The organism is Streptococcus mitis, assembly GCF_000960025.1.
GTDB classification, from domain to species: Bacteria; Bacillota; Bacilli; order Lactobacillales; family Streptococcaceae; genus Streptococcus; species Streptococcus mitis_DH.
The window spans coordinates 567,090-593,698 of the sequence record NZ_JYGQ01000001.1; the positions used below are offsets into that span (position 1 = coordinate 567,090).

General features: G+C 40.2%; 27 protein-coding genes and 1 other annotated feature. Of the genes, 26 read left to right on the top strand and 1 reads right to left on the bottom strand.

Annotation, left to right across the window (positions count from 1 at the left end; genetic code table 11):
* The 26 genes from TZ91_RS03055 (at nucleotide 1) to TZ91_RS03180 (ending at nucleotide 25,744) form a co-directional block, all read left to right on the top strand.
* Nucleotides 1-1,200, top strand: a complete 1,200-nt coding sequence (locus TZ91_RS03055; protein ID WP_033686628.1) for a multidrug efflux MFS transporter PmrA — start codon at nucleotides 1-3, stop codon at nucleotides 1,198-1,200.
* Nucleotides 1,200-1,349, top strand: a complete 150-nt coding sequence (gene rpmG, locus TZ91_RS03060) for a 50S ribosomal protein L33 (protein ID WP_001809104.1) — start codon at nucleotides 1,200-1,202, stop codon at nucleotides 1,347-1,349. The genes TZ91_RS03055 and rpmG overlap by 1 nt, the downstream gene beginning before the upstream one ends.
* Before the next feature lie 39 nt (nucleotides 1,350-1,388).
* Nucleotides 1,389-1,622, top strand: a complete 234-nt coding sequence (gene secG, locus TZ91_RS03065) for a preprotein translocase subunit SecG (RefSeq protein WP_000282517.1) — start codon at nucleotides 1,389-1,391, stop codon at nucleotides 1,620-1,622.
* 101 nt (nucleotides 1,623-1,723) lie between these two features.
* Entirely contained in the window at nucleotides 1,724-4,078 is a 2,355-nt protein-coding gene (gene rnr / locus TZ91_RS03070; protein WP_033686627.1) for a ribonuclease R, read from the top strand.
* Nucleotides 4,041-4,508, top strand: coding sequence for an SsrA-binding protein SmpB (gene smpB, locus TZ91_RS03075; protein WP_001051750.1), 468 nt, complete (start codon nucleotides 4,041-4,043; stop codon nucleotides 4,506-4,508). Before rnr ends, smpB begins: the two co-directional genes overlap by 38 nt.
* 14 nt (nucleotides 4,509-4,522) lie before the next feature.
* Nucleotides 4,523-5,383 carry an SAM-dependent methyltransferase TehB gene (tehB, locus tag TZ91_RS03080; RefSeq protein WP_033686626.1) on the top strand — a complete coding sequence of 287 codons (861 nt, stop codon included), beginning with the start codon at nucleotides 4,523-4,525 and terminating at the stop codon, nucleotides 5,381-5,383.
* Nucleotides 5,384-5,501: 118 nt separating this feature from the next.
* Entirely contained in the window at nucleotides 5,502-5,660 is a 159-nt protein-coding gene (locus TZ91_RS03085; protein ID WP_033686625.1) for a type II toxin-antitoxin system HicA family toxin, read from the top strand.
* Between the two features lie 57 nt (nucleotides 5,661-5,717).
* A complete protein-coding gene (locus TZ91_RS03090) occupies nucleotides 5,718-6,095 on the top strand; it encodes a type II toxin-antitoxin system HicB family antitoxin (RefSeq protein WP_033686624.1) in 378 nt (125 codons plus the stop codon).
* Between the two features lie 79 nt (nucleotides 6,096-6,174).
* Nucleotides 6,175-7,128, top strand: a complete 954-nt coding sequence (locus TZ91_RS03095; protein ID WP_033686623.1) for a competence protein CoiA — start codon at nucleotides 6,175-6,177, stop codon at nucleotides 7,126-7,128.
* A gap of 18 nt (nucleotides 7,129-7,146) precedes the next feature.
* Nucleotides 7,147-8,949 carry an oligoendopeptidase F gene (gene pepF / locus TZ91_RS03100; RefSeq protein WP_033686622.1) on the top strand — a complete coding sequence of 601 codons (1,803 nt, stop codon included), beginning with the start codon at nucleotides 7,147-7,149 and terminating at the stop codon, nucleotides 8,947-8,949.
* Between the two features lies 1 nt (nucleotide 8,950).
* The gene (locus tag TZ91_RS03105) at nucleotides 8,951-9,664 is read left to right on the top strand and encodes an O-methyltransferase (RefSeq protein WP_080702856.1); all 714 of its coding nucleotides are present in this window, start codon (nucleotides 8,951-8,953) and stop codon (nucleotides 9,662-9,664) included.
* A 66-nt stretch (nucleotides 9,665-9,730) separates the two neighbouring features.
* Complete coding sequence (gene prsA / locus TZ91_RS03110; protein WP_045597054.1) at nucleotides 9,731-10,669, top strand: peptidylprolyl isomerase PrsA; 939 nt, start codon at nucleotides 9,731-9,733, stop codon at nucleotides 10,667-10,669.
* 160 nt (nucleotides 10,670-10,829) lie between these two features.
* Nucleotides 10,830-12,053: a cell division peptidoglycan polymerase FtsW gene (ftsW, locus tag TZ91_RS03115; RefSeq protein WP_000703371.1), complete on the top strand. Its 1,224-nt coding sequence runs from the start codon at nucleotides 10,830-10,832 to the stop codon at nucleotides 12,051-12,053.
* Between the two features lie 24 nt (nucleotides 12,054-12,077).
* Nucleotides 12,078-14,774: a phosphoenolpyruvate carboxylase gene (ppc, locus tag TZ91_RS03120; protein ID WP_033686621.1), complete on the top strand. Its 2,697-nt coding sequence runs from the start codon at nucleotides 12,078-12,080 to the stop codon at nucleotides 14,772-14,774.
* Nucleotides 14,775-14,870: 96 nt separating this feature from the next.
* Nucleotides 14,871-15,088: a binding site (T-box leader), on the top strand.
* Nucleotides 15,089-15,303: 215 nt separating this feature from the next.
* On the top strand, nucleotides 15,304-16,299 hold the full coding sequence (gene trpX / locus TZ91_RS03125) for a tryptophan ABC transporter substrate-binding protein (RefSeq protein ID WP_033686620.1): 996 nt from the start codon (nucleotides 15,304-15,306) through the stop codon (nucleotides 16,297-16,299).
* A 75-nt stretch (nucleotides 16,300-16,374) separates the two neighbouring features.
* The gene (locus TZ91_RS03130; protein ID WP_033686870.1) at nucleotides 16,375-17,241 is read left to right on the top strand and encodes an ABC transporter permease; all 867 of its coding nucleotides are present in this window, start codon (nucleotides 16,375-16,377) and stop codon (nucleotides 17,239-17,241) included.
* The gene (locus TZ91_RS03135; RefSeq protein ID WP_033686619.1) at nucleotides 17,238-17,996 is read left to right on the top strand and encodes an ABC transporter ATP-binding protein; all 759 of its coding nucleotides are present in this window, start codon (nucleotides 17,238-17,240) and stop codon (nucleotides 17,994-17,996) included. The genes TZ91_RS03130 and TZ91_RS03135 overlap by 4 nt, the downstream gene beginning before the upstream one ends.
* Nucleotides 17,997-18,085: 89 nt before the next feature.
* Nucleotides 18,086-19,846, top strand: a complete 1,761-nt coding sequence (gene dnaG, locus TZ91_RS03140) for a DNA primase (protein ID WP_033686618.1) — start codon at nucleotides 18,086-18,088, stop codon at nucleotides 19,844-19,846.
* A 2-nt stretch (nucleotides 19,847-19,848) separates the two neighbouring features.
* Nucleotides 19,849-20,958 carry an RNA polymerase sigma factor RpoD gene (gene rpoD / locus TZ91_RS03145; RefSeq protein WP_033686617.1) on the top strand — a complete coding sequence of 370 codons (1,110 nt, stop codon included), beginning with the start codon at nucleotides 19,849-19,851 and terminating at the stop codon, nucleotides 20,956-20,958.
* A 14-nt stretch (nucleotides 20,959-20,972) separates the two neighbouring features.
* Nucleotides 20,973-21,302, top strand: a complete 330-nt coding sequence (locus TZ91_RS03150; protein ID WP_000331925.1) for a metal-sulfur cluster assembly factor — start codon at nucleotides 20,973-20,975, stop codon at nucleotides 21,300-21,302.
* A 115-nt stretch (nucleotides 21,303-21,417) separates the two neighbouring features.
* The gene (gene cpoA / locus TZ91_RS03155; RefSeq protein WP_033686616.1) at nucleotides 21,418-22,461 is read left to right on the top strand and encodes an alpha-galactosylglucosyldiacylglycerol synthase; all 1,044 of its coding nucleotides are present in this window, start codon (nucleotides 21,418-21,420) and stop codon (nucleotides 22,459-22,461) included.
* Between the two features lie 15 nt (nucleotides 22,462-22,476).
* The gene (locus tag TZ91_RS03160) at nucleotides 22,477-23,802 is read left to right on the top strand and encodes a glycosyltransferase family 4 protein (protein ID WP_033686615.1); all 1,326 of its coding nucleotides are present in this window, start codon (nucleotides 22,477-22,479) and stop codon (nucleotides 23,800-23,802) included.
* 29 nt (nucleotides 23,803-23,831) lie between these two features.
* Nucleotides 23,832-24,008: a PspC domain-containing protein gene (locus TZ91_RS03165; RefSeq protein ID WP_033686868.1), complete on the top strand. Its 177-nt coding sequence runs from the start codon at nucleotides 23,832-23,834 to the stop codon at nucleotides 24,006-24,008.
* Nucleotides 24,009-24,066: 58 nt separating this feature from the next.
* Nucleotides 24,067-24,201: a DUF4044 domain-containing protein gene (locus TZ91_RS03170; RefSeq protein ID WP_000863852.1), complete on the top strand. Its 135-nt coding sequence runs from the start codon at nucleotides 24,067-24,069 to the stop codon at nucleotides 24,199-24,201.
* A 64-nt stretch (nucleotides 24,202-24,265) separates the two neighbouring features.
* Nucleotides 24,266-25,576, top strand: coding sequence for a GTPase ObgE (gene obgE, locus TZ91_RS03175; RefSeq protein ID WP_004248745.1), 1,311 nt, complete (start codon nucleotides 24,266-24,268; stop codon nucleotides 25,574-25,576).
* Between the two features lie 9 nt (nucleotides 25,577-25,585).
* On the top strand, nucleotides 25,586-25,744 hold the full coding sequence (locus tag TZ91_RS03180; protein ID WP_001808548.1) for a hypothetical protein: 159 nt from the start codon (nucleotides 25,586-25,588) through the stop codon (nucleotides 25,742-25,744).
* Between the two features lie 43 nt (nucleotides 25,745-25,787).
* On the opposite strand, the gene TZ91_RS03185 is transcribed toward TZ91_RS03180, so the two are convergent.
* Nucleotides 25,788-26,258 carry an arginine repressor gene (locus tag TZ91_RS03185; RefSeq protein ID WP_033686895.1) on the bottom strand — a complete coding sequence of 157 codons (471 nt, stop codon included), beginning with the start codon at nucleotides 26,256-26,258 and terminating at the stop codon, nucleotides 25,788-25,790.
* Nucleotides 26,259-26,609 lie beyond the last annotated feature (351 nt).

Consider the following 26,609-nt stretch of genomic DNA (forward strand, 5'->3'; position numbering starts at 1 on the left):
ATGACAGAGATTAACTGGAAGGATAATCTGCGCATTGCCTGGTTCGGTAATTTTCTGACAGGAGCCAGTATTTCTTTGGTTGTGCCCTTTATGCCCATCTTTGTGGAAAATCTAGGTGTTGAGAGCGAGCAAGTCGCTTTTTATGCAGGCTTAGCTATTTCTGTCTCTGCTATTTCTGCGTCGCTCTTTTCTCCTATCTGGGGTATTCTTGCTGACAAATACGGTCGAAAACCCATGATGATTCGAGCAGGCATGGCCATGACCATTACTATGGGAGGCTTGGCCTTTGTCCCAAATATCTATTGGCTAATCTTTCTTCGTTTATTAAACGGTGTATTTGCGGGTTTTGTTCCCAATGCAACGGCCCTGATAGCCAGTCAGGTTCCCAAGGAGAAATCAGGTTCTGCCTTAGGTACTTTGTCTACTGGAGTAGTTGCAGGTACTCTAACTGGTCCCTTTATTGGTGGCTTTATCGCAGAATTATTTGGCATTCGTACTGTTTTCTTACTGGTTGGTAGTTTTCTATTCTTAGCTGCTGTTTTGACTATTTGCTTTATCAAGGAAGATTTTCAACCAGTAGCCAAGGAAAAGGCCATCCCAACAAAGGAATTATTTACATCAGTTAAATACCCCTATCTCTTGGTCAACCTCTTTCTGACCAGTTTTGTCATCCAATTTTCAGCCCAATCAATCGGCCCTATCTTAGCTCTGTATGTACGCGACTTAGGCCAAACAGAGAATCTTCTTTTTGTCTCTGGTTTGATTGTATCCAGTATGGGCTTTTCCAGTATGATGAGTGCAGGAGTCATGGGAAAGCTAGGTGACAAGGCGGGCAACCATCGCCTCTTGGTTGTAGCCCAGTTTTATTCAGTTATCATCTATCTCCTCTGTGCCAATGCCTCTAGCCCCTTTCAACTAGGACTTTATCGTTTCCTCTTTGGATTGGGAACCGGTGCCTTGATTCCCGGAGTTAATGCCCTACTCAGCAAAATGACTCCCAAAGCCGGCATTTCGAGGGTTTTTGCCTTCAATCAGGTATTCTTTTATCTGGGAGGTGTCGTTGGTCCCATGGCAGGTTCTGCAGTAGCAGGTCAATTTGGCTACCATGCAGTATTTTATGCGACAAGCCTTTGTGTTGCCTTTAGTTGTCTCTTTAACCTTCTTCAATTTCGAACATTATTAAAAGTAAAGGAAATCTAGTGCGAGTAAAAATTAATCTCAAATGCTCCTCTTGTGGCAGTATCAATTACCTAACCAGTAAAAATTCAAAAACCCATCCAGACAAGATTGAGGTTTTAAAGTATTGTCCCAAGGAAAGAAAAGTAACCCTACATCTTGAATCTAAGTAGATTTTATGGTAAAATAATAGGGATTTTAAGGAGTTTGATATGTATAACCTATTATTAACCATTTTATTAGTATTATCTGTTGTGATTGTGATTGCAATTTTCATGCAACCAACCAAAAACCAATCCAGCAATGTATTTGATGCCAGCTCAGGTGATTTGTTTGAACGCAGTAAAGCACGCGGTTTCGAAGCTGTAATGCAGCGTTTGACAGGGATTTTAGTCTTTTTCTGGCTAGCCATTGCCTTAGCATTGACGGTATTATCAAGTAGATAAGAAAATAATGGGCAGGACTAGGTCTTTGCCTCTTTTTATTTTTAAAGGATGTTTAAGAAGGTTTTGCAGTAAAAGAAAATTAAAAAATCTAGAAAGAAAATATGAAAGATAGAATAAAAGAATATTTACAAGATAAGGGAAAGGTGACTGTCAATGACTTGGCTCAGGTTTTGGGAAAAGACGGTTCCAAGGATTTTCGTGAGTTGATTAAAACCTTGTCCCTAATGGAAAGAAAACACCAGATTCGCTTTGAAGAAGATGGAAGTCTGACCTTGGAAGTCAAGAAAAAACATGAGATTACTCTCAAGGGGATTTTTCATGCTCATAAAAATGGCTTTGGCTTTGTTAGTCTGGAAGGCGAAGAGGACGACCTTTTTGTAGGGAAAAACGATGTCAACTATGCTATTGATGGTGATACCGTTGAGGTCGTTATCAAGAAAGTCGCTGACCGCAATAAGGGAACAGCAGCAGAAGCAAAAATTATTGATATCTTAGAACACAGCCTGACAACAGTTCTCGGTCAAATCGTTCTAGATCAGGAAAAGCCTAAGTATGCAGGCTACATCCGTTCGAAAAACCAGAAAATCAGTCAACCGATTTATGTTAAGAAGCCAGCTCTAAAGCTAGAAGGAACAGAAGTTCTCAAGGTCTTTATCGATAAATACCCAAGCAAGAAACATGATTTCTTTGTCGCGAGTGTTCTAGATGTGGTTGGGCATTCAACGGATGTCGGAATTGATGTTCTTGAGGTTTTGGAGTCTATGGACATTGTCTCAGAATTTCCAGAGGCTGTTGTTAAGGAAGCAGAAAGTGTGCCTGATGCTCCGTCTCAAAAAGATATGGAAGGTCGTCTAGATCTAAGAGATGAGATTATCTTTACCATTGATGGTGCTGACGCCAAGGACTTGGACGACGCAGTTCACATCAAGCCTTTGAAAAATGGAAATATCGAACTCGGAGTTCACATCGCAGATGTTTCTTATTATGTAACTGAGGGCTCTGCCCTGGACAAGGAAGCCCTTAACCGCGCGACTTCAGTCTATGTAACAGACCGCGTGGTGCCAATGCTTCCAGAACGACTGTCAAATGGCATCTGCTCTCTCAATCCTCAAGTTGACCGTCTAACTCAGTCAGCCATCATGGAGATTGATAAACATGGTCGTGTAGTCAACTACACCATCACACAAACGGTTATCAAGACCAGTTTTCGTATGACCTATAGCGATGTCAATGATATCCTAGCAGGTGACGAGGAAAAGAGACAAGAGTATCAGAAAATTGTTCCAAGTATCGAACTCATGGCTAAGCTCCATGAAATTTTAGAAAACATGCGTGTGAAACGTGGAGCACTCAATTTCGATACCAATGAAGCTAAGATTTTAGTGGATAAACAGGGTAAGCCTGTTGATATCGTTCTTCGTCAGCGTGGCATTGCCGAGCGCATGATTGAGTCTTTCATGTTGATGGCCAATGAAACAGTTGCTGAGCATTTTAGTAAGCTGGATTTGCCTTTTATTTATCGAATCCACGAGGAGCCCAAGGCTGAAAAGGTTCAGAAGTTTATTGATTATGCTTCGAGCTTTGGCTTGCGCATTTATGGGACTGCCAGTGAGATTAGCCAGGAGGCCCTCCAAGACATCATGCGTGCTGTTGAGGGAGAGCCTTATGCGGATGTATTATCCATGATGCTTCTTCGTTCTATGCAGCAGGCTCGCTATTCGGAGCACAATCACGGGCATTATGGTCTAGCGGCTGATTATTACACTCACTTTACTAGTCCGATTCGTCGTTATCCAGACCTTCTTGTTCACCGTATGATTCGGGATTACGGCAGTTCTAAGGAAATAGCAGAGCATTTTGAGCAAGTGATTCCAGAGATTGCGACCCAGTCTTCCAACCGTGAGCGTCGTGCCATTGAGGCTGAGCGTGAAGTCGAAGCCATGAAAAAGGCTGAGTATATGGAAGAATACGTGGGTGAAGAGTACGATGCAGTTGTATCCAGCATTGTCAAATTTGGTCTCTTTGTTGAATTGCCAAACACGGTTGAAGGCTTGATTCACATCACTAATTTGCCTGAATTTTATCATTTCAATGAGCGGAATTTGACTCTTCGTGGGGAAAAATCGGGGACAACCTTCCGTGTAGGTCAGCAAATCCGTATCCGAGTTGAAAGAGCCGACAAGATGACGGGTGAAATTGATTTCTCATATATCCCAAGTGAGTTTGATGTAATTGAAAAAGGCTTGAAACAGTCTAATCGTAGTGACAGAGGGCGTGGTTCAAGTCGTCGTTCAGATAAGAAGGAAGACAAGAGGAAATCAGGACGCTCAAATGATAAGCGCAAGCATTCACAAAAAGACAAGAAGAAAAAGGGCAAGAAACCTTTTTACAAGGAAGTAGCTAAGAAAGGAGCCAAGCATGGCAAAGGGCGAGGGAAAGGTCGTCGCACAAAATAAAAAGGCGCGTCACGACTATACAATCGTAGATACGCTAGAGGCAGGGATGGTCCTGACTGGAACTGAAATCAAGAGTGTACGAGCAGCTCGAATCAATCTCAAGGATGGCTTTGCTCAAGTGAAAAATGGAGAAGTTTGGCTGAGCAATGTTCATATCGCGCCTTACGAAGAGGGAAATATCTGGAACCAGGAACCTGAACGCCGTCGCAAACTCTTGCTCCATAAGAAACAAATTCAAAAATTGGAACAAGAGACCAAAGGGACAGGGATGACCCTGGTTCCCCTTAAAGTCTATATCAAAGATGGCTATGCCAAGCTCCTTTTAGGCCTAGCTAAAGGGAAGCATGACTACGATAAACGGGAGTCTATCAAACGACGTGAGCAAAACCGCGACATCGCGCGCGTGATGAAAGCTGTTAATCAGCGATAAAAAGAGGAATGAAGATGGAAAAACTAGTTGCCTATAAACGCATGCCTTTGTGGAATAAACAAACTATGCCAGAGGCTGTTCAGCAGAAACACAACACCAAGGTTGGGACTTGGGGGAAAATTACTGTCTTGAAGGGAGCTCTCAAGTTTATTGAATTGACAGAGGATGGTGAGGTTCTAGCTGAACACCTATTTGAAGCAGGGGCTGACAATCCCATGGCACAACCACAAGCCTGGCACCGAGTGGAGGCTGTAACAGACGATGTAGAATGGTACTTGGAATTTTATTGTAAACCTGAGGATTATTTCTCTAAAAAATACAATACTAATCCTGTTCATTCAGAGGTCCTAGAGGCTATGCAGACAGTAAAACCAGGGAAAGCCTTAGATTTGGGCTGTGGTCAGGGCCGTAACTCTCTCTTTCTTGCACAGAATGGTTTTGATGTGACAGCTGTAGATCAAAATGAATTGGCCCTTGAAATCTTACAAAGCATTGTGGAGCAAGAAGATTTGGACATGCCTGTTGGTCTCTACGATATCAATTCAGCCAGCATTGGGCAAGAATATGATTTTATCGTATCAACTGTTGTTCTCATGTTTCTACAAGCGGACCGTATTCCAGCTATTATTCAAAATATGCAGGAGAAAACCAGTGTTGGTGGTTACAATCTTATCGTTTGTGCTATGGACACGGAGGATTATCCTTGCTCTGTGAACTTCCCATTCACATTTAAAGAAGGAGAATTGGCAGACTATTACAAGGACTGGGAATTGGTTAAGTACAATGAAAATCCTGGCCATCTTCACCGTCGCGATGAGAATGGCAATCGTATTCAACTACGCTTTGCGACCATGCTAGCTAAGAAAATCAAATAAACATGAATGAAGATTAGGAATTTTCCTGATCTTTTTTCTTTTTTACGAATAGATAAGATAGAAGAATTGACAAAAATACGCATTATAAGTATAATTTTAGCTAGAAAGGTGACCATACATGCCAATCACAGGTAAGGAAATGGTAAAATTAGCTCTTGTAAATGGATGGATTGAAGTTCGTAAGAGAGGAAGTCATCATCATTTTAAGAAAGAAAGGGTCTCCTATCTTGTCACTATTCTAGTTCACGGTAATGAGGATTTAGGAAAAGATCTATAGAGAAAAATATTAAAAGATTTGGGATTATAGTTGATTTGGAAATTGTGGAGGTGTATTATGCTAAAATCTTATCCTGCTATTTTTCATAAAGAAGGCACTGGGTATTGGGTTGAATTTCCTGAATTTGGAGGCGGGACTGAAGGAGCAACGATTGAACTTGCAATGAAAAATGCTCGGGAAATGCTTGAGAGTGTTTTAGCTTCTTATATTGATGAAGGACTGGCTTTGCCTACTCCTAGTGACATTGCTGAGTTGAAAGCTCCTGATGGATTTGTGACTTTGATTCAGGTCAATCCCTTGCCTTTCGTAAAGAATAATAAAGCGATTCGAAAAAATGTTACGGTTCCAGAGTGGCTAGTCAGACTTGCAGATCGTGAGAAAGTGAACTATTCTGAAGTGTTGACACAAGCTCTTGAAAGTCGCTTGCAACTCTAAAATTATAGAGTGATGAAGATTAGGAATTTTCCTGATCTTTTTTCTTTTTTTACGAATAATATAGAAAAGGAGGGAAATCATGTTTGTTGCGAGAGATGCTAGGGGAGAATTGGTAAATGTGTTAGAGGATAAGCTTGAGAAGGAAGAATACACCTGCCCAGCTTGTGGAGGTCAGCTCCGTTTGCGTCAAGGACCAAGTGTCCGGACCCATTTTGCCCACAAATCCCTAAAAGACTGTGATTATTCCTCTGAAAATGAAAGTCAAGAACACTTGGAAAATAAGGAAGTCCTTTATCACTGGTTGAAAAGAGATTCAGAGGTGCAATTAGAATACCCTCTTCCAGAGCTTAAACAGATTGCGGATGTGTTTGTAAATGGCAATCTAGCTTTAGAGGTTCAATGTAGTCCCTTGCCTCAAAAGGTTCTTAAAGAGCGTAGCGAGGGCTATCGTAGTCAGGGTTACCAAGTACTGTGGTTGCTGGGAGAAAAACTTTGGCTCAAGGAGCGGTTGACTCGTCTACAAGAAGGTTTTCTCTATTTCAGTCACAACATGGGCTTTTATGTTTGGGAAGTAGACAAGGAAAAACAAGTTTTAAGACTCAAATACCTGATTCACCAAGATCTCCGCGGTAAACTCCATTATCAAATCAAGGAATTTCTCTATGGTCAAGCTAGTTTATTGGAAATATTGCGTTTCCCTTATAAGAAACAAAAAATATCTCATTTTACAGTTTCTGAGGATAAGGACATCTGTCGCTATATTCAGCAACAACTGTACTATCAAAATCCCTTTTGGATGAAAGAACAAGCAGAAGCATATCAAAAGGGAGAAAATCTCCTGACTTATGGGCTAAAAGAATGGTATCCACAAATAAGACCACTAGTAGGTAATTTTTGCCAAATTGAGAAAGATTTGACTCGCTATTATCAGTATTTTCAAATCTATTACCAAGAAAATCCTCAAAATGATTGGCAAAAGCTTTATCCACCAGCCTTTTATCAGCAATATTTCTTGAAAAATATGGTAGAATAGAAAGGATGGAGGAATCTAATGGTATTACAAAGACATGAAATAAATGAAAAAGATACATGGGATCTATCAACGATTTACCCAACTGACCAGGCTTGGGAAGAAGCCTTAAAAGATTTAACAGAAAAATTGGAGACAGTAGCCCAGTATGAAGGCCATCTCTTGGATAGTGCGGATAGCCTACTCGAAATTACTGAATTTTCTCTTGAAATGGAACGCCAAATGGAGAAGCTTTACGTTTATGCTCATATGAAGAATGACCAAGACACACGTGAAGCCAAGTACCAAGAGTACTATGCCAAGGCCATGACTCTCTACAGCCAGCTAGACCAAGCCTTTTCATTCTATGAACCTGAATTTATGGAAATCAGTGAAAAGCAGTATGCTGACTTTTTAGAAGCTCAACCAAAATTGCAGGTTTATCAACACTATTTTGACAAGCTTTTGCAGGGCAAGGAACACGTTCTATCACAACGCGAAGAAGAGCTATTGGCTGGAGCTGGGGAAATCTTTGGTTCGGCAAGTGAAACCTTCGCTATCTTGGACAATGCGGATATTGTGTTCCCTTATGTTCTTGACGATGATGGTAAGGAAGTGCAACTCTCTCATGGGACTTACACCCGTTTGATGGAGTCTAAAAATCGTGAGGTGCGTCGTGGTGCCTATCAAGCTCTTTATGCGACTTATGAACAATTCCAACATACCTATGCCAAAACCTTGCAAACCAATGTTAAGGTCCAAAACTACCGAGCAAAAGTTCGCAACTACAAGAGTGCTCGTCATGCAGCCCTAGCGGCTAATTTTGTTCCAGAAAGTGTTTATGACAATTTGGTGGCAGCAGTTCGCAAGCATTTGCCACTCTTGCATCGTTACCTTGAACTTCGTTCAAAAATCTTGGGAATTTCAGACCTCAAGATGTACGATGTCTACACACCACTTTCATCTGTTGAATATAGTTTTACTTATGAAGAAGCCTTGAAAAAAGCAGAAGAAGCCTTAGCAGTCTTGGGTGAGGATTACTTGAGCCGTGTTAAACGTGCCTTCAGCGAGCGTTGGATTGATGTTTACGAAAATCAAGGCAAGCGTTCAGGGGCTTACTCTGGTGGTTCTTACGATACCAATGCCTTTATGCTTCTTAACTGGCAGGACAATCTAGACAATCTCTTTACTCTTGTTCATGAAACAGGTCATAGTATGCATTCAAGCTATACTCGCGAAACGCAGCCTTATGTTTACGGGGATTATTCTATCTTCTTGGCTGAGATTGCATCAACTACCAATGAAAATATCTTGACGGAGAAATTATTGGAAGAAGTGGAAGACGACGCAACGCGCTTTGCTATTCTCAATAACTTCCTAGATGGTTTCCGTGGAACAGTTTTCCGCCAAACTCAATTTGCTGAGTTTGAACACGCGATTCACCAAGCGGATCAAAATGGTGAAGTCTTGACAAGTGATTTCTTAAATAAACTCTACGCAGACTTGAACCAAGAGTATTATGGTTTGAGTAAGGAAGATAATCCTGAAATCCAATACGAGTGGGCACGTATTCCACACTTCTACTATAACTACTATGTATACCAATATTCAACAGGTTTTGCAGCAGCCTCAGCCCTGGCTGAAAAGATTGTTCATGGTAGTCAAGAAGACCGTGACCGTTATATCGACTACCTCAAGGCAGGTAAATCTGACTATCCACTTAATGTCATGAGAAAAGCTGGTGTTGATATGGAGAAGGAAGACTATCTCAACGATGCCTTTGCAGTCTTTGAACGTCGTTTAAATGAGTTTGAAGCACTTGTTGAAAAATTGGGATTGGCATAAGATGGTTGAATCGTATAGTAAAAATGCCAACCATAACATGCGTCGTCCTGTTGTCAAAGAAGAAATTGTAGACTTGATGCGTCAGCGTCAAAAGCAAGTCACAGGCTCTTTGAAAGAATTGGAAGACTTTGCCCGTAAGGAAAATATTCCCATCATTCCCCATGAAACGGTTGCTTATTTCCGTTTTCTCATGGAAACCATGCAACCTAAAAACATTCTGGAAATTGGGACGGCTATCGGTTTTTCAGCTCTCTTGATGGCGGAACATGCTCCAAAGGCCAAGATTACAACCATTGACCGCAATCCAGAGATGATTGGATTTGCCAAGGAAAATTTTTCCCAGTTTGACAGTCGTAAGCAAATCACACTCCTAGAAGGAGATGCGGTAGATGTCTTATCTACCCTGACAGAGTCCTATGATTTCGTCTTTATGGATTCAGCCAAGTCTAAATACATCGTCTTTCTTCCAGAAATCCTCAAACATTTGGAAGTTGGTGGTGTGGTTGTTTTGGATGATATTTTCCAAGGTGGTGATGTTGCCAAGGATATTATGGAAGTCCGTCGTGGTCAGCGAACTATTTACAGAGGACTTCAAAGACTATTTGATGCAACCTTAGACAATCCAGGACTCACCGCAACACTAGTACCTCTGGGGGACGGAATTCTCATGCTTCGTAAAAATGTAGCAGATGTTCAATTGCCTGACAGCGAATGATTTTCAGAAAAATTTAAGAAAATATAGTAAAATAGATAGGGTAACACTTATCTCAAAGGAGTAGACATGAAGAAAAAACTATTGGCAGGTGCCATTACATTATTATCAGTAGCAACATTAGCAGCTTGTTCGAAAGGTTCAGAAGGGGCAGACCTTATCAGCATGAAAGGGGATGTCATCACAGAACATCAATTTTATGAGCAAGTGAAAAGCAACCCTTCAGCACAACAAGTCTTGTTGAACATGACCATCCAAAAAGTATTTGAGAAGCAATATGGCTCAGAAGTAGATGACAAAGAAGTCAACGATACTATTGCCGAAGAAGAGAAACAATATGGTGAGAACTACCAACGTGTCTTATCGCAAGCAGGAATGACTCTTGAAACACGTAAAGCTCAAATTCGTACAAGTAAATTAGTTGAGTTGGCAGTTAAGAAAGCAGCAGAAGCTGAATTGACAGATGATGCTTACAAGAAGGCTTTTGACGAGTACACTCCAGATGTAACGGCTCAAATCATTCGTCTTGATAATGAGGATAAAGCGAAAGAAGTCCTCGAAAAAGCCAAAGCTAGTGATGCAGACTTTGCTCAATTAGCCAAAGATAATTCAACAGATGAGAAAACTAAAGCGAATGGTGGAGAAATCACCTTTGATTCTGCTTCAACAGAAGTACCAGATCAAGTTAAGAAAGCAGCTTTTGCGTTAGATGTAAACGGTGTTTCTGATGTGATTAGTGTTACTGGAACACAAGCATACAGTAGCCAATATTACATTGTTAAACTGATTAAGAAAACAGAAAAATCATCTAATATTGACGATTACAAAGAAAAATTAAAAACTGTTATCTTAACTCAAAAACAAAACGACGCATCATTTGTTCAAAGTATTATCGGAAAAGAATTGCAAGCAGCCAATATCAAGGTTAAAGATCAAGCCTTCCAAAATATCTTCACTCAATACATCGGTGGTGGAGATTCAAGCTCAAGCAGTTCTTCAAAAGAATAAAACAGAAAAGAGCCAAGTGCTCTTTTTCTTATGAGAAAATCTTCTATCTTAAGGGTAAGAGTTTTTTTCTTTCGGAAAAAATGGTATAATAGCAATCAAAACTAGAAAATAAACGGAATTTGGGAATAATTTCTTTTGTTCTCATTAGATTGGTGATACTATGAAGATTAGTAAGAGGCACCTGTTAAACTATTCTATTCTAGTTCCTTACTTACTTTTATCTATTTTGGGTTTGATTGTAGTCTATTCTACAACCAGTGCCATTCTTATCGAAGAAGGTAAAAGTGCCCTCCAATTGGTTCGAAGTCAGGGAATGTTTTGGATATTTAGTTTAATATTGATTGCCTTGATATATAAGCTGAAACTGAATTTTTTAAGAAAAGAACGACTTTTATTTATTGTTATGTTTGTTGAGCTGATTCTCTTAGCTCTGGCTCGCTTAATTGGTACGCCAGTTAATGGAGCCTATGGTTGGATTTCAGTAGGACCTTTGACCATTCAGCCAGCTGAGTATTTGAAGATTATCATCGTCTGGTACTTGGCCCAACGTTTTTCAAAACAACAAGATGAAATTGGTATTTACGATTTCCAAGTTTTAACTCAAAATCAATGGATTCCTCGTGCTTTTAATGATTGGCGCTTTGTCCTCTTGGTAATGATAGGAAGTTTGGCTATCTTCCCAGATCTGGGGAATGCGACTATCCTAGCTCTGGTTGCCTTGATTATGTATACAGTTAGTGGGATTGCTCATCGTTGGTTTATAGCCTTTATCGGTGTATTGGTAGGAGTTTCAGCCCTATCCTTATCAGCTATTTCTATGATTGGGGTTGATAAGTTTTCAAAAGTTCCAGTATTTGGTTACGTTGCTAAGCGTTTCAGTGCCTACTTTAATCCCTTTGCTGATTTGGCAGGAGCAGGCCACCAACTTGCAAATTCCTACTTTGCCATGGTAAATGGTGGTTGGTTTGGTCTAGGCTTAGGAAATTCAATCGAAAAACGTGGTTATTTACCAGAGGCTCATACAGACTTTGTATTTTCAATTGTCATTGAAGAGTTTGGATTTGTGGGAGCCAGCTTGATTTTAGCCCTTGTCTTTTTCCTGATTTTGCGGATTATCCTAGTCGGTATTCGTGCTAAGAATCCCTTTAATTCCATGATGGCGATTGGGGTTGGGGGGATGATGCTGGTACAGGTATTTGTTAATATTGGCGGAATTTCGGGCATTATTCCTTCGACAGGAGTAACCTTCCCCTTCTTATCACAAGGAGGGAACAGTCTCCTAGTCTTGTCTGTAGCCATCGCCTTTGTCTTAAATATTGATGCAAGTGAAAAACGTGCCCAATTATATGAGGAGTTAGAAGCTCACTCATCAAACTATATGTAGAGTTGATAGTGGAAAGGATTACCTATGTCTCTTCAAAAATTAGAAAACTATAGTAATAAAGCTGTCGTGCAAGAAGAAGTATTGATTTTAACAGAGTTGTTAGAAGATATCACTAAAAATATGCTTGCCCCAGAGACTTTTGCAAAAATCATGGAGTTGAAAGAATTATCAACTCAAGAAGATTATCAGGGCTTGAACCAATTGGTTACGAGTCTGTCAAATGATGAAATGGCCTATATTTCACGCTATTTCTCTATCTTGCCCCTTTTGATTAATATTTCAGAAGATGTGGATTTGGCCTATGAAATCAACCACCAAAATAATATCGATCAAGATTATCTTGGGAAATTATCGGCAACGATCAAAATGGTTGCAGAAAAAGAAAATGCGGTTGAAATTCTAGAACACTTGAATGTTGTCCCTGTTTTGACTGCCCATCCAACACAAGTACAACGTAAGAGTATGCTGGATTTGACCAATCATATCCATACCCTTTTGCGTAAGTATCGTGATGTGAAATTAGGATTGATTAATAAGGAAAAATGGCATAATGATCTCCGTCGTTACATTGAGATTATCATGCAGACAGACATGATTCGTGAAAAGAAATTGAAAGTAACCAATGAAATCACGAATGTTATGGAATACTACAATAGTTCATTCCTGAAGGCTGTCCCTCATTTGACTGCTGAGTACAAGCGTCTGGCTAAAAAACATGGTTTGGAGTTGAAACATCCTAAACCAATTACCATGGGAATGTGGATTGGTGGAGACCGTGATGGGAATCCTTTTGTTACAGCAGATACCTTGAAACAATCTGCTATGACTCAGTGTGAAGTCATCATGAACTACTATGATGAAAAGATTTACCAACTCTATCGTGAATTCTCTCTTTCAACCAGTATTGTCAATGTGAGCAAGCAAGTCAGAGAAATGGCTCGTCAATCCAAGGATAACTCGATCTACCGTGAAAAAGAGCTTTATCGTCGTGCCTTGTTTGATATTCAATCAAAAATCCAAGCAACAAAAACTTATCTGATTGAAGATAAGGAAGTTGGAGGTCGCTATGAAACGGCCAATGATTTTTATAAGGATTTAATTACCATTCGTGATTCCCTATTGGAAAATAAGGGTGAAGCACTGATTTCTGGTGATTTTGTTGAGTTGATCCAGGCAGTTGAGATTTTTGGTTTCTATTTGGCATCTATTGACATGCGTCAAGATTCTAGTGTTCACGAAACCTGTGTAGCTGAACTCTTGAAATCAGCAGGTATTCATTCTCATTATAGTGAACTAAGTGAAGAAGAAAAATGCCAGCTTCTCTTGAAAGAATTGGAAGAAGATCCACGTATTCTTTCTGCCACTCATGTTGAAAAATCAGAGTTACTTGAAAAAGAATTAGCAATCTTTAAGGCAGCTCGTAAGTTGAAAGATAAGTTGGGTGATGACGTTATTCGCCAGACAATTATTTCACATGCAACTAGCGTATCTGACATGTTGGAATTGGCTATCTTGCTAAAAGAAGTAGGGTTAGTTGATAAAGAAAGAGCTCGTGTCCAAATCGTTCCTCTCTTTGAAACAATCGAGGACTTGGACCATTCAGAAGAAACCATGAGAGAATATCTTTCTCTTCCTCTTGCCAAGAAATGGATTGCTTCACGCAATAACTATCAAGAAATCATGTTGGGCTACTCTGACAGTAATAAAGATGGTGGTTACCTATCATCATGTTGGACCCTCTACAAGGCTCAACAACAATTGACTGCTATTGGAGATGAATTTGGCGTTAAGGTTACCTTCTTCCACGGCCGTGGTGGTACTGTCGGTCGTGGTGGTGGACCAACCTATGAAGCCATCACCTCTCAACCGCTCAAGTCTATTAAGGATCGTATCCGCTTGACGGAGCAGGGTGAAGTAATTGGGAATAAATACGGTAATAAAGACGCAGCTTACTATAACCTTGAAATGCTAGTATCCGCAGCCATTAACCGTATGATTACTCAGAAGAAGAGCGATACCAACACCTCAAATCGTTATGAAGCTATTATGGACCAAGTGGTGGACCGTAGTTACGATATCTACCGTGATTTGGTCTTTGGTAATGATCATTTCTATGATTATTTCTTCGAGTCAAGTCCAATCAAGGCTATTTCAAGCTTTAACATTGGTTCTCGTCCAGCTGCTCGTAAGACTATTACTGAAATCGGTGGTTTGCGAGCTATCCCTTGGGTATTCTCATGGTCGCAAAGTCGCGTCATGTTCCCTGGATGGTATGGAGTTGGTTCAAGCTTCAAGGAATTTATCGATAAAAATCCAGAAAATATCGCTATCCTACGAGATATGTACCAAAATTGGCCTTTCTTCCAGTCACTTCTTTCAAATGTTGATATGGTCTTGTCAAAATCAAATATGAATATTGCTTTTGAATATGCCAAACTTTGTGAAGATGATCAAGTAAAAGCAATTTATGAGACTATTCTAAATGAATGGCAAGTTACCAAGGAGGTTATCTTGGCTATCGAAGGTTACGATGAACTCTTGGCTGAAAATCCATATCTAAAAGCAAGTTTGGATTACCGTATGCCTTATTTTAATATTCTCAACTATATCCAGTTGGAGTTGATTAAACGTCAACGCCGAGGAGAATTATCAAGCGACCAAGAAAAATTAATCCATACAACCATCAACGGAATTGCGACAGGATTGCGTAATTCAGGCTGATACCTATCAAACTTCCTCTTTTCTATAGGGGAAGTTTTTGAATAGTTCAAAAAAATGCTAAAAGAGTCTTGACAAGTAGTTGAAAAATGATATAATTTAACCATTCAGAAAAGTAATCATTCAAACTTTTTAGAGAGTCTGTGGTAGCTGAAAACAGATAAGTGGTGATGATGAAAATTGGGCTGAATGTTATTTAGAATTTGAAATCATAAAAATTCGGTGAGCACACCTTACAGTGCATCTCGTTATTGCGAGATAGAGCGATAGGGAAATTCCCTATAATTGAGGTGGTACCGCGCATCGACGTCCTCACACAAGTTTTTTGTGTGAGGACTTTTTTGATGGAGGTTAGTATGGAAAGAAAACGATGGCGTCACTTGTTTATACTCAATGAAAATCAAAAAGCAAACTAGGAAGCTAGCCGCAAACTGTACTTGAGTACGGTAAGGCGACGCTGACGTGGTTTGAAGAGATTTTCGAAGAGTATTAGATAAGTGAAGTATTTTAAAGGAATAAAAGGAGAAATAGAATGAAAAATAAACGTTTAATTGGAATTATCGCTGCATTAGCAGTCTTAGTAGCAGGAAGCTTGATTTACTCTTCAATGAATAAACCAGAAGCTAAAAATGAAAAGAAAATTGCCAAAGTTGGTGTCCTTCAGTTTGTGAGCCATCCATCTCTTGACTTGATTTATAAAGGGATTCAAGATGGACTTGCAGAAGAAGGCTATAAAGATGATCAGTTGAAAATTGACTTTATGAACTCAGAAGGTGACCAAAGTAAGGTTGCGACAATGAGTAAACAATTGGTTGCAAATGGGAATGACCTTGTGGTTGGTATTGCAACACCAGCTGCTCAAGGTTTGGCTAGTGCCACAAAAGACCTACCGGTTATCATGGCTGCTATTACAGACCCAATCGGTGCGAACTTGGTTAAAGATTTGAAAAAACCAGGTGGCAACATTACAGGGGTATCTGACCACAATCCAGCTCAACAACAAGTTGAACTCATTAAGGCTCTTACACCAAATGTAAAAACAATCGGAGCCCTTTACTCAAGTAGCGAAGATAATTCAAAAACACAGGTAGAAGAATTTAAGGCTTATGCTGAAAAAGCAGGTTTGACAGTGGAAACATTTGCAGTTCCTTCAACAAATGAAATTGCTTCAACAGTTAACGTTATGACTAGCAAGGTCGATGCTATCTGGGTTCCAATCGACAACACAATTGCTTCAGCCTTCTCAACTGTTGTTTCAAGTAACCAATCAGCTAAAAAACCAATCTACCCAAGTGCGACTGCCATGGTAGAAGCTGGTGGTTTGGCATCAGTTGTAGTTGACCAACATGACCTTGGTGTGGCAACAGGTAAAATGATTGCTCAAGTTTTGAAAGGTGCTAAACCAGCTGATACTCCAGTTAATGTCTTTTCAACTGGTAAGTCAGTGATTAACAAAAAATTGGCACAAGAATTAGGTATTACGATTCCTGAATCTGTTCTAAAAGAAGCAGGGCAAGTGATTGAATAATCTACAATGGAGGAGTTGGGGACATCTCCTCCAATTTTTTACAATAGAAATCATATAGAAAAGGTTAAGAAACAAATGATATTATCTATTATTTCTCAAGGATTTGTCTGGGCTATTTTAGGTCTGGGAATCTTTATGACATTTAGGATTTTGAACTTTCCAGATATGACGACAGAAGGTTCCTTCCCTCTTGGGGGAGCTGTTGCTGTCACTTTGATAACCAAAGGCGTGAACCCATTTTTAGCGACACTTGTTGCTGTTGGAGCCGGTTGTTTAGCTGGAATGGCAGCAGGACTTCTTTATACAAAAGGGAAGATCCCAACCTTGCTCTCAGGGATTTTGGTGATGACTTCCTGTCATTCTATCATGCTCTTGATTATGGGGCGTGCAAACTTAGGACTGCTTGGAACCAAGCAAATTCAGGATGTTTTGCCTTTTGATTCAGATTTTAACCAACTCTTGACAGGTCTTATCTTTGTAAGTCTTGTTATTGCTCTCATGCTCTTTTTCTTGGACACTAAACTCGGACAAGCCTATATTGCTACAGGTGACAATCCTGACATGGCTAGAAGTTTTGGAATTCATACTGGACGCATGGAGCTCATGGGATTGGTCTTATCAAATGGTGTGATTGCTCTTGCAGGAGCTCTCATTGCCCAGCAAGAAGGGTATGCCGATGTATCTCGAGGAATTGGGGTTATCGTTGTAGGGCTTGCAAGTTTGATTATTGGAGAAGTTATTTTCAAGAGTTTGAGCTTGGCAGAACGTCTGGTTACCATCGTTGTAGGTTCTATTGCTTATCAATTCTTAGTGTGGGCAGTTATCGCTCTTGGCTTTAATACAAGTTACCTTCGTTTGTACAGCGCCGTGATTTTAGCAGTCTGCCTCATGATTCCAACATTTAAGCAAACAATCTTGAAAGGAGCCAAGTTAAGCAAATGACAGCAATTGTAGAATTAAAAAATGCAACCAAAGTCGTTAAAAATGGCTTTGATGAAGAAAAGATTATTTTAAATGATGTTTCCTTAGAAATTTTTGAACAGGATTTCATCACGATTTTAGGTGGAAATGGAGCTGGGAAATCAACTCTTTTTAACACTATTGCAGGAACCTTGTCATTAACCAGTGGAACCATCCGTATTTTGGGTGAAGATGTTACCAACTTTTCACCAGAGAAGCGGGCTAAGTATCTGTCTCGAGTTTTCCAAGATCCTAAGATGGGGACAGCTCCTCGTATGACAGTAGCTGAAAATCTTTTGATTGCCAAGTTTCGTGGTGAAAAACGCGGACTGTTTCCGAGACGACTGGCTAGCTACAAGGATGAGTTTCAGGCAACTATTGAAAAAGTGGGAAACGGTCTTGAGAAACACTTGAATACACCGATTGAGTTCTTATCAGGTGGACAAAGACAGGCTTTGAGTCTCTTGATGGCAACCTTGAAGCGACCTGAATTACTCCTGTTAGATGAGCATACTGCAGCCCTTGATCCAAAGACCAGTGTGGCCTTGATGGAATTGACGGATGAATTTGTCAAGAAAGATCAGCTGACAGCGCTTATGATTACCCACCATATGGAAGATGCTCTTAAGTATGGCAATCGTTTAATTGTCATGAAAGAAGGACGAATTATCCAAGATTTGAAACAAGAAGAAAAAGCAAAAATGAAAATCTCAGATTATTATCAACTCTTTGAATAAAGTAGGGAAAATGAGTGAAATGGTTTACTTTTTTTCTGAAATAAAGTATACTATATAAAGTAAACTATGATAACATGGAGGTATTGTGTATGGTTGACAAACAAGTCATTGAAGAAATCAAAAACAATGCCAACATTGTGGAAGTCATAGGAGATGTGATTTCTTTACAAAAGGCAGGACGGAACTATCTAGGGCTCTGTCCTTTTCATGGTGAAAAAACACCTTCTTTCAACGTTGTAGAGGACAAGCAGTTTTACCACTGTTTTGGTTGTGGTCGCTCAGGTGATGTCTTTAAATTCATCGAGGAGTACCAAGGGGTTCCCTTTATGGAGGCTGTCCAAATCTTAGGTCAGCGTGTCGGTATAGAGGTAGAAAAACCGCTTTATAGTGAACAGAAGCCAGCCTCGCCTCACCAAGCTCTTTATGATATGCACGAAGATGCGGCTAAATTTTATCATGCTATTCTCATGACAACGACCATGGGGGAAGAGGCTAGAAACTACCTCTATCAGCGTGGTTTGACAGATGAAGTGCTCAAGCATTTTCGGATTGGTTTAGCACCTCCAGAACGAAACTATCTCTATCAACGTTTGTCTGGTCAGTATCGTGATGAGGATTTCCTAGATTCAGGACTGTTTTATCTCTCGGATGCCAATCAATTTGTAGATACCTTTCACAATCGCATCATGTTTCCCCTGACAAATGACCAGGGAAAGGTTATTGCTTTCTCAGGTCGTATCTGGCAGAAAACGGATTCACAAACTTCTAAGTATAAAAATAGCCGATCGACTGCAATTTTTAACAAAAGTTACGAATTATATCATATGGATAGGGCTAAAAAATCTTCTGGAAAAGCCAGTGAGATTTATCTGATGGAAGGATTCATGGATGTCATTGCAGCCTATCGGGCTGGAATCGAAAATGCTGTGGCGTCCATGGGAACAGCCTTGAGCCGTGAGCATGTTGAGCATCTGAAAAGGCTAACCAAGAAGTTGGTTCTTGTTTATGATGGTGATAAGGCTGGGCAGGCTGCGACATTGAAAGCGCTGGACGAAATTGGTGATATGCCTGTGCAAATCGTCAGCATGCCTGATAACTTGGATCCAGATGAGTATCTACAAAAAAATGGTCCAGAAGATTTGGCCTATCTATTAACGAAAACTCGTATTAGTCCGATTGAGTTTTACATTCATCAGTATAAGCCTGAAAATAGTGAAAATCTGCAGGCTCAGATTGAATTTATTGAAAAAATAGCGCCCTTGATTGTTCAAGAAAAGTCCATCACTGCTCAAAACAGTTATATTCATATTTTAGCTGACAGTCTGGCGTCCTTTGATTATGCTCAGATTGAGCAGATTGTTAATGAGAGTCGTCAGGCGCAAAGGCAGAATCGCATGGAAGGAATTTCCAGACCGACGCCAATCACTATGCCTGTTACCAAGCAGTTATCGGCTATTATGAGGGCAGAAGCTCATCTACTTTATCGAATGATGGAATCCCCTCTTGTTTTGAACGATTACCGCTTGCGGGAAGACTTTGCATTTGATACACCTGAATTTCAGGCTTTATATGACTTGCTTGGCCAGTATGGAAATCTTCCTCCAGAAGTTCTAGCAGAACAGACAGAGGAAGTTGAAAGAGCTTGGTACCAAGTTTTAGGTCAGGATTTGCCTGCTGAGATATCACCTCAGGAACTTAGTGAAGTAGAAATGACTCGAAACAAGGCTCTCTTGAATCAGGACAATATGAGAATCAAAAAGAAGGTGCAGGAAGCTAGCCATGTAGGAGATACCGACACAGCCTTAGAAGAATTGGAACGTTTAATTTCCCAAAAGAGAAGAATGGAGTAATAATGGCAACAAAACAAAAAGAAGTAACAACATTTGACGTACAAGTAGCAGAATTTATCCGTAATCATAAACAAAAAGGGACTGCAACAGATGATGAAATCAATGCCAGTCTAGTCATTCCTTTTACCTTGGACGCTGATGGGATTGAAGATCTCTTGCAACGAATTCAGGATGCAGGGATTTCTATCACAGATAACGAAGGAAATCCGAGTGCGCGTGTTCTTATTGCAGAAGAAGAGCCAGAACTCAGTGATGAGGACTTGATTGGTTCAACTTCTGCTAAGGTTAATGACCCTGTCCGTATGTACTTGAAAGAAATCGGGGTCGTTCCTCTCTTGACCAATGAAGAGGAAAAAGAATTGGCGCTAGCAGTTGAAGCTGGCGATATCGAAGCTAAACAACGCCTTGCGGAAGCCAACCTTCGTTTAGTTGTTTCTATTGCCAAACGCTATGTTGGACGTGGTATGCAGTTTCTTGACTTGATTCAAGAAGGGAACATGGGCTTGATGAAGGCAGTTGATAAGTTTGACTATTCTAAAGGATTTAAGTTCTCAACTTACGCAACTTGGTGGATTCGTCAGGCTATCACTCGTGCTATTGCGGATCAAGCTCGTACTATCCGTATCCCAGTTCACATGGTTGAAACCATTAATAAATTGGTTCGTGAACAACGTAATCTCCTTCAAGAATTGGGACAAGATCCAACACCTGAACAAATCGCTGAACGTATGGATATGACCCCTGACAAGGTTCGTGAAATCTTGAAGATTGCCCAAGAACCAGTATCTCTTGAAACTCCTATCGGTGAAGAGGATGATAGCCACCTTGGGGACTTTATCGAAGATGAAGTGATTGAAAATCCAGTGGACTATACAACTCGTATTGTCTTGCGTGAGCAGTTGGATGAGGTCTTGGATACTCTTACAGACCGTGAAGAAAATGTTTTGCGTCTGCGTTTTGGGCTAGATGATGGTAAAATGCGTACCCTTGAAGATGTGGGTAAAGTCTTTAACGTGACTCGCGAGCGTATCCGTCAGATTGAGGCTAAAGCTTTGAGAAAACTACGTCAACCAAGTCGCAGCAAACCGCTTCGTGATTTTATTGAAGACTAAGAGTGAGGATGAATATGGCTTATACAGAAGAGCAAATTGAAAACATCAAAACACGAATTTTATCAGCCTTGGAAGAAGTTATTGACCCTGAGTTGGGAATCGATATTGTCAATCTTGGTTTGATCTATGAAATTCGTTTTGACGGTGACACAGGACAAACAGAGATTGATATGACTTTGACAACCATGGGTTGTCCTCTAGCAGACCTTTTGACAGACCAGATTTATGATGCTATGACAGAGGTTCCAGAAGTAACGGATACTGAGGTCAAATTAGTTTGGTATCCAGCCTGGACTGTTGAAAAAATGAGTCGCTATGCACGTATTGCCCTAGGCATTAAGTAAACAAATAAAAACATGTGAGAGATTATTGGAAAAGCGAGGAAATTTCCCCCTCTTTTCCTCTAGTCTCTCCTTTCTTTTGCTGATTTTATTCAAAGAAAATGATATAATAGTAGTTATGGAAAAAAAGAAATTACGCATCAATATGTTGAGTTCAAGTGAGAAAGTAGCAGGACAAGGAGTTTCAGGTGCTTACCGTGAATTAGTTCGTCTTCTTCACCGTGATGCCAAGGACCAATTGATTGTTACAGAAAATCTTCCAATAGAGGCAGATGTGACTCACTTTCATACAATTGATTTCCCCTATTATTTATCGACATTCCAGAAGAAACGCTCAGGAAGGAAAATTGGCTATGTGCACTTCTTGCCTGATACACTTGAGGGGAGTTTGAAAATTCCATTTTTCTTAAAGGGAATTGTGAAACGCTATGTATTTTCTTTTTACAACCGGATGGAGCACTTGGTGGTGGTCAATCCTATGTTTATCGAGGATTTGGTGGCAGCTGGTATTCCACGTGAAAAAGTTACCTATATTCCTAACTTTGTAAACAAGGAAAAATGGCTACCTCTTCCACAGGAAGAGGTAGCGAGACTGCGTACAGAGCTAGGTCTTAGTGACAATCAGTTTATCGTAGTAGGTGCTGGTCAAGTTCAGAAACGTAAAGGAATTGATGACTTTATCCGTCTGGCTGAGGAATTGCCTCAGATTACCTTTATATGGGCGGGTGGTTTCTCTTTTGGTGGTATGACAGATGGTTATGAACGTTATAAGAAAATCATGGAGAATCCCCCTAAAAATTTGATTTTTCCAGGTATTGTATCGCCAGAGCGGATGCGCGAATTGTATGCCCTAGCGGATCTTTTCTTGTTGCCTAGTTATAATGAGCTCTTTCCGATGACGATTTTAGAGGCTGCCAGTTGTGAAGCTCCGATTATGTTGCGTGATTTAGATCTTTATAAGGTAATTTTGGATGGAGATTATCGGGCGACAGCAGATAGAGAAGAGATGAAAGAAGCTATTCTGGAATATCAAGCGAATCCTGCTGCTTTAAAAGATTTGAAAGAAAAAGCTAAGAATATTTCTAGAGAGTATTCTGAAGAGCATCTGTTACAAATCTGGTTGGACTTTTATGAGAAACAAGCCGCTTTAGGGAGAAAGTAAAAAGTGAGGTAATCTATGCGAATTGGTTTATTTACAGATACCTATTTTCCTCAGGTTTCAGGTGTTGCGACCAGTATTCGAACCTTGAAAACCGAACTTGAAAAGCAGGGACATGCTGTTTTTATCTTTACAACGACAGATAAGGATGTCAATCGTTATGAAGATTGGCAAATTATCCGCATTCCAAGTGTTCCTTTCTTTGCTTTTAAAGATCGTCGCTTTGCCTATCGAGGTTTCAGCAAGGCGCTTGAAATTGCTAAACAATATCAGCTAGATATTATCCATACTCAGACAGAATTTTCTCTTGGTCTGTTGGGGATTTGGATTGCACGTGAATTGAAGATTCCAGTCATCCATACCTATCACACCCAATACGAAGACTATGTACATTATATTGCCAAAGGGATGTTGATTCGTCCTAGTATGGTCAAGTATCTGGTCAGAGGTTTCCTGCACGATGTGGATGGGGTTATTTGCCCGAGTGAGATTGTCCGTGACTTGTTATCTGACTATAAGGTTAAGGTTGAAAAACGGGTCATTCCAACTGGGATTGAATTAGCCAAGTTTGATCGTCCAGAAATCAAGCAAGAAAATCTGGAAGAACTGCGTAGTAAACTAGGGATTCAAGATGATGAAAAGATGTTGCTTAGTCTTTCCAGAATTTCCTATGAAAAAAATATTCAAGCAGTTTTAGCAGCTTTTGCAGAAGTTCTGAAAGAAGAAGACAAGGTCAAACTGGTGGTAGCTGGGGATGGTCCTTATCTGGATGACCTCAAAGAGCAAGCCAAGAAACTAGAGATTCAAGACTACGTCATCTTTACAGGCATGATTGCTCCTAGTGAGACCGCTCTTTACTATAAGGCGGCGGATTTCTTCATCTCGGCATCGACAAGTGAAACGCAAGGTTTGACATACTTGGAAAGCTTAGCCAGTGGAACACCTGTCATTGCACATGGAAATCCTTATCTGGACAACCTGATCAGTGATAAAATGTTTGGAACCTTGTACTATGGAGAACATGATTTGGCCGGAGCTATTTTGGAAGCCCTGATTGCAACGCCTGATATGAATGAGCATACCTTATCAGAGAAATTGTACGAGATTTCAGCTGAGAACTTTGGGAAACGAGTGCATGAGTTTTATCTGGATGCCATCATTTCAAATAACTTCCAGAAAGATTTAGCCAAAGATGATACGGTCAGTCAGCGTATCTTTAAAACAGTTTTGTATCTTCCACAAAAGGTGGTTGCTGTGCCCGTAAAAGGCTCTAGACGCATGCTGAAGGCTTCAAAAACGCAGTTAATCAGCATCAGAGATTATTGGAAAGACCATGAAGAATAGAAAGAGGAACAGTTATGAAAAAACAATTAATGAGAAGTGGTCGTGATAAAAAGATTGCTGGTGTTTGTGCCGGTGTGGCTCATTATTTTGATATAGATCCTACTATTGTTCGTGTAATATGGGGTGTTCTTGCTTTTGGTTATGGAGCTGGAATTGTAGCTTATATCATTTTATGGATTATTGCACCAGTAGCAAGTGACTATTGAAAACTAGCTCAATTCATGCTAAGATAATAGAAAATAGAATGTAACGAAGGAGATAAAAATGGCATTTGGAGATAATGGAAAACGTAAAAAAACTATGTTTGAGAAATTAACCTTGCTTATCGTACTTATCATGTTAGTAGCAAGTATTTTGGGGATTTTTGCAACTGCAATTGGTGCCCTCAGTAATCTATAAAATAGATTCAAGAAAATTTTGTGACTGGGATTTCCCAGCCCTTTTTTAAAGTGAGAAGAAGAAAATGAGTATGTTTTTAGATACAGCCAAGATCAAGGTCAAGGCTGGTAATGGTGGCGATGGTATGGTTGCCTTTCGCCGTGAAAAATATGTCCCTAATGGCGGTCCTTGGGGTGGTGACGGTGGTCGTGGAGGTAATGTGGTCTTCGTTGTAGACGAAGGTCTACGTACTCTCATGGATTTCCGCTACAATCGTCATTTCAAGGCTGATTCTGGTGAAAAAGGAATGACCAAAGGGATGCATGGTCGTGGAGCTGAGGACCTTAGAGTTCGAGTGCCACAAGGTACGACTGTGCGTGATGCTGAGACAGGCAAGGTCTTGACAGATTTGATTGAACACGGTCAAGAATTTATTGTAGCCCACGGTGGTCGTGGTGGTCGTGGAAATATCCGCTTTGCGACACCGAAAAATCCTGCACCGGAAATCTCTGAAAATGGAGAACCAGGTCAGGAACGTGAGTTACAATTGGAACTAAAAATCTTGGCAGATGTTGGTTTAGTAGGTTTCCCATCTGTTGGGAAATCAACTCTTTTAAGTGTTATCACATCTGCTAAACCTAAAATTGGTGCCTACCACTTTACGACCATTGTGCCAAATCTAGGTATGGTTCGTACCCAATCAGGTGAATCCTTTGCAGTAGCTGATTTACCAGGTTTGATTGAAGGGGCTAGTCAGGGTGTCGGTTTGGGAACTCAGTTCCTCCGTCACATTGAGCGTACACGTGTCATCCTTCATATCATTGATATGTCAGCTAGCGAAGGCCGTGATCCTTATGAGGACTATCTAGCTATCAATAAAGAGCTAGAGTCATATAATCTTCGTCTCATGGAGCGTCCACAGATTATTGTAGCCAATAAGATGGACATGCCTGAGAGTCAGGAAAATCTTAAAGAATTTAAGAAAAAATTGGCTGAAAACTATGATGAATTTGAAGAGTTACCAGCTATCTTCCCGATTTCTGGATTGACCAAGCAAGGTCTGGCTACGCTTTTGGATGCTACAGCAGAATTGTTAGATAAGACACCAGAATTCTTGCTCTATGATGAGTCTGATATGGAAGAAGAAGCTTACTATGGATTTGATGAGGAAGAAAAAGCCTTTGAAATTAGTCGTGATGACGATGCGACATGGGTGCTTTCTGGTGAAAAACTCATGAAACTCTTCAATATGACCAACTTTGATCGTGACGAATCGGTCATGAAATTTGCCCGTCAATTACGTGGTATGGGGGTTGATGAAGCCCTTCGTGCGCGTGGTGCTAAAGATGGTGACTTGGTCCGAATTGGTAAATTTGAGTTCGAATTTGTAGACTAGGAGACTGATATGGGAGATAAACCGATATCTTTCCGAGATGCGGATGGCAACTTTGTTTCCGCTGCAGATGTTTGGAATGAAAAGAAATTGGAAGAACTATTTAATCGTCTCAATCCAAATCGTGCCCTGAGATTGGCACGAACTAAAAAAGAAAATCCATCTCAGTAAAGAATATAACAAAATTCCGTGCCACATGAGACACGGAATTTTGTTATTCTTCAAAGAAGAATGGTGGAGCGAATTTTTTCAATTCTTCAAAGCATCTTTGAGCAGCTTCTGCATCTTCACAGATGACAAGACAGACATCATCGCCACAGAGGCTAGCAATAGCGTCGGGGAAGCTCAAAGCATCAATGATAGAACCAAAGGATTGAGCAAGTCCAGGAAGAGTTTTTAGCAGGACTTGATGTTGAACTGGGCGCATCAAGACAAGAGCATCTTCCATGTAAATTTCGAGACGTTTTTCCCATTTTGAGATAGAACCTGTATTGAGCACGTAGTAAGAGTTGTCTTCTTCTCGTACTTTTGAGAGGTTCATGCTTTTAATATCTCTTGAAAGTGTAGCTTGTGTAACTTGAATATCATTATCAGCAAGAAGAGCTTGTAGCTCAGCTTGAGTATGAATCTTGTTTTTCGTTACAAGAGCTCGTATGAGTTGGTGTCGGTGTTCAGATTTATTCATAAAATGTTACTCCTTGTACTAGGTACAGAAAGCGTGGACTGAACGAAATCGTCAGTCGAGTGGTAAGCGGTATTGTCACGTATGATGATTTTAAAGTCAGTAGTATAAAGAACTATACGGAGGAAATCTCCTTCTTTTAACTTGTCACTAGTTGAGTGTAGATGAATTGGGTATCTATCCGTTTATCTACATTGGTGTTCTCTACTAACAGTAAATCATTCCATTAGGGTAGCCTTTTGTCACGACTTGTTGTGAATTTACGATTAATGTTAATTCACAGAGATTTTCCAACATGTGGTGTGGTAGCGAATATTATTAATGAGTACACATGTTGGTTAGGGTCTTAATATC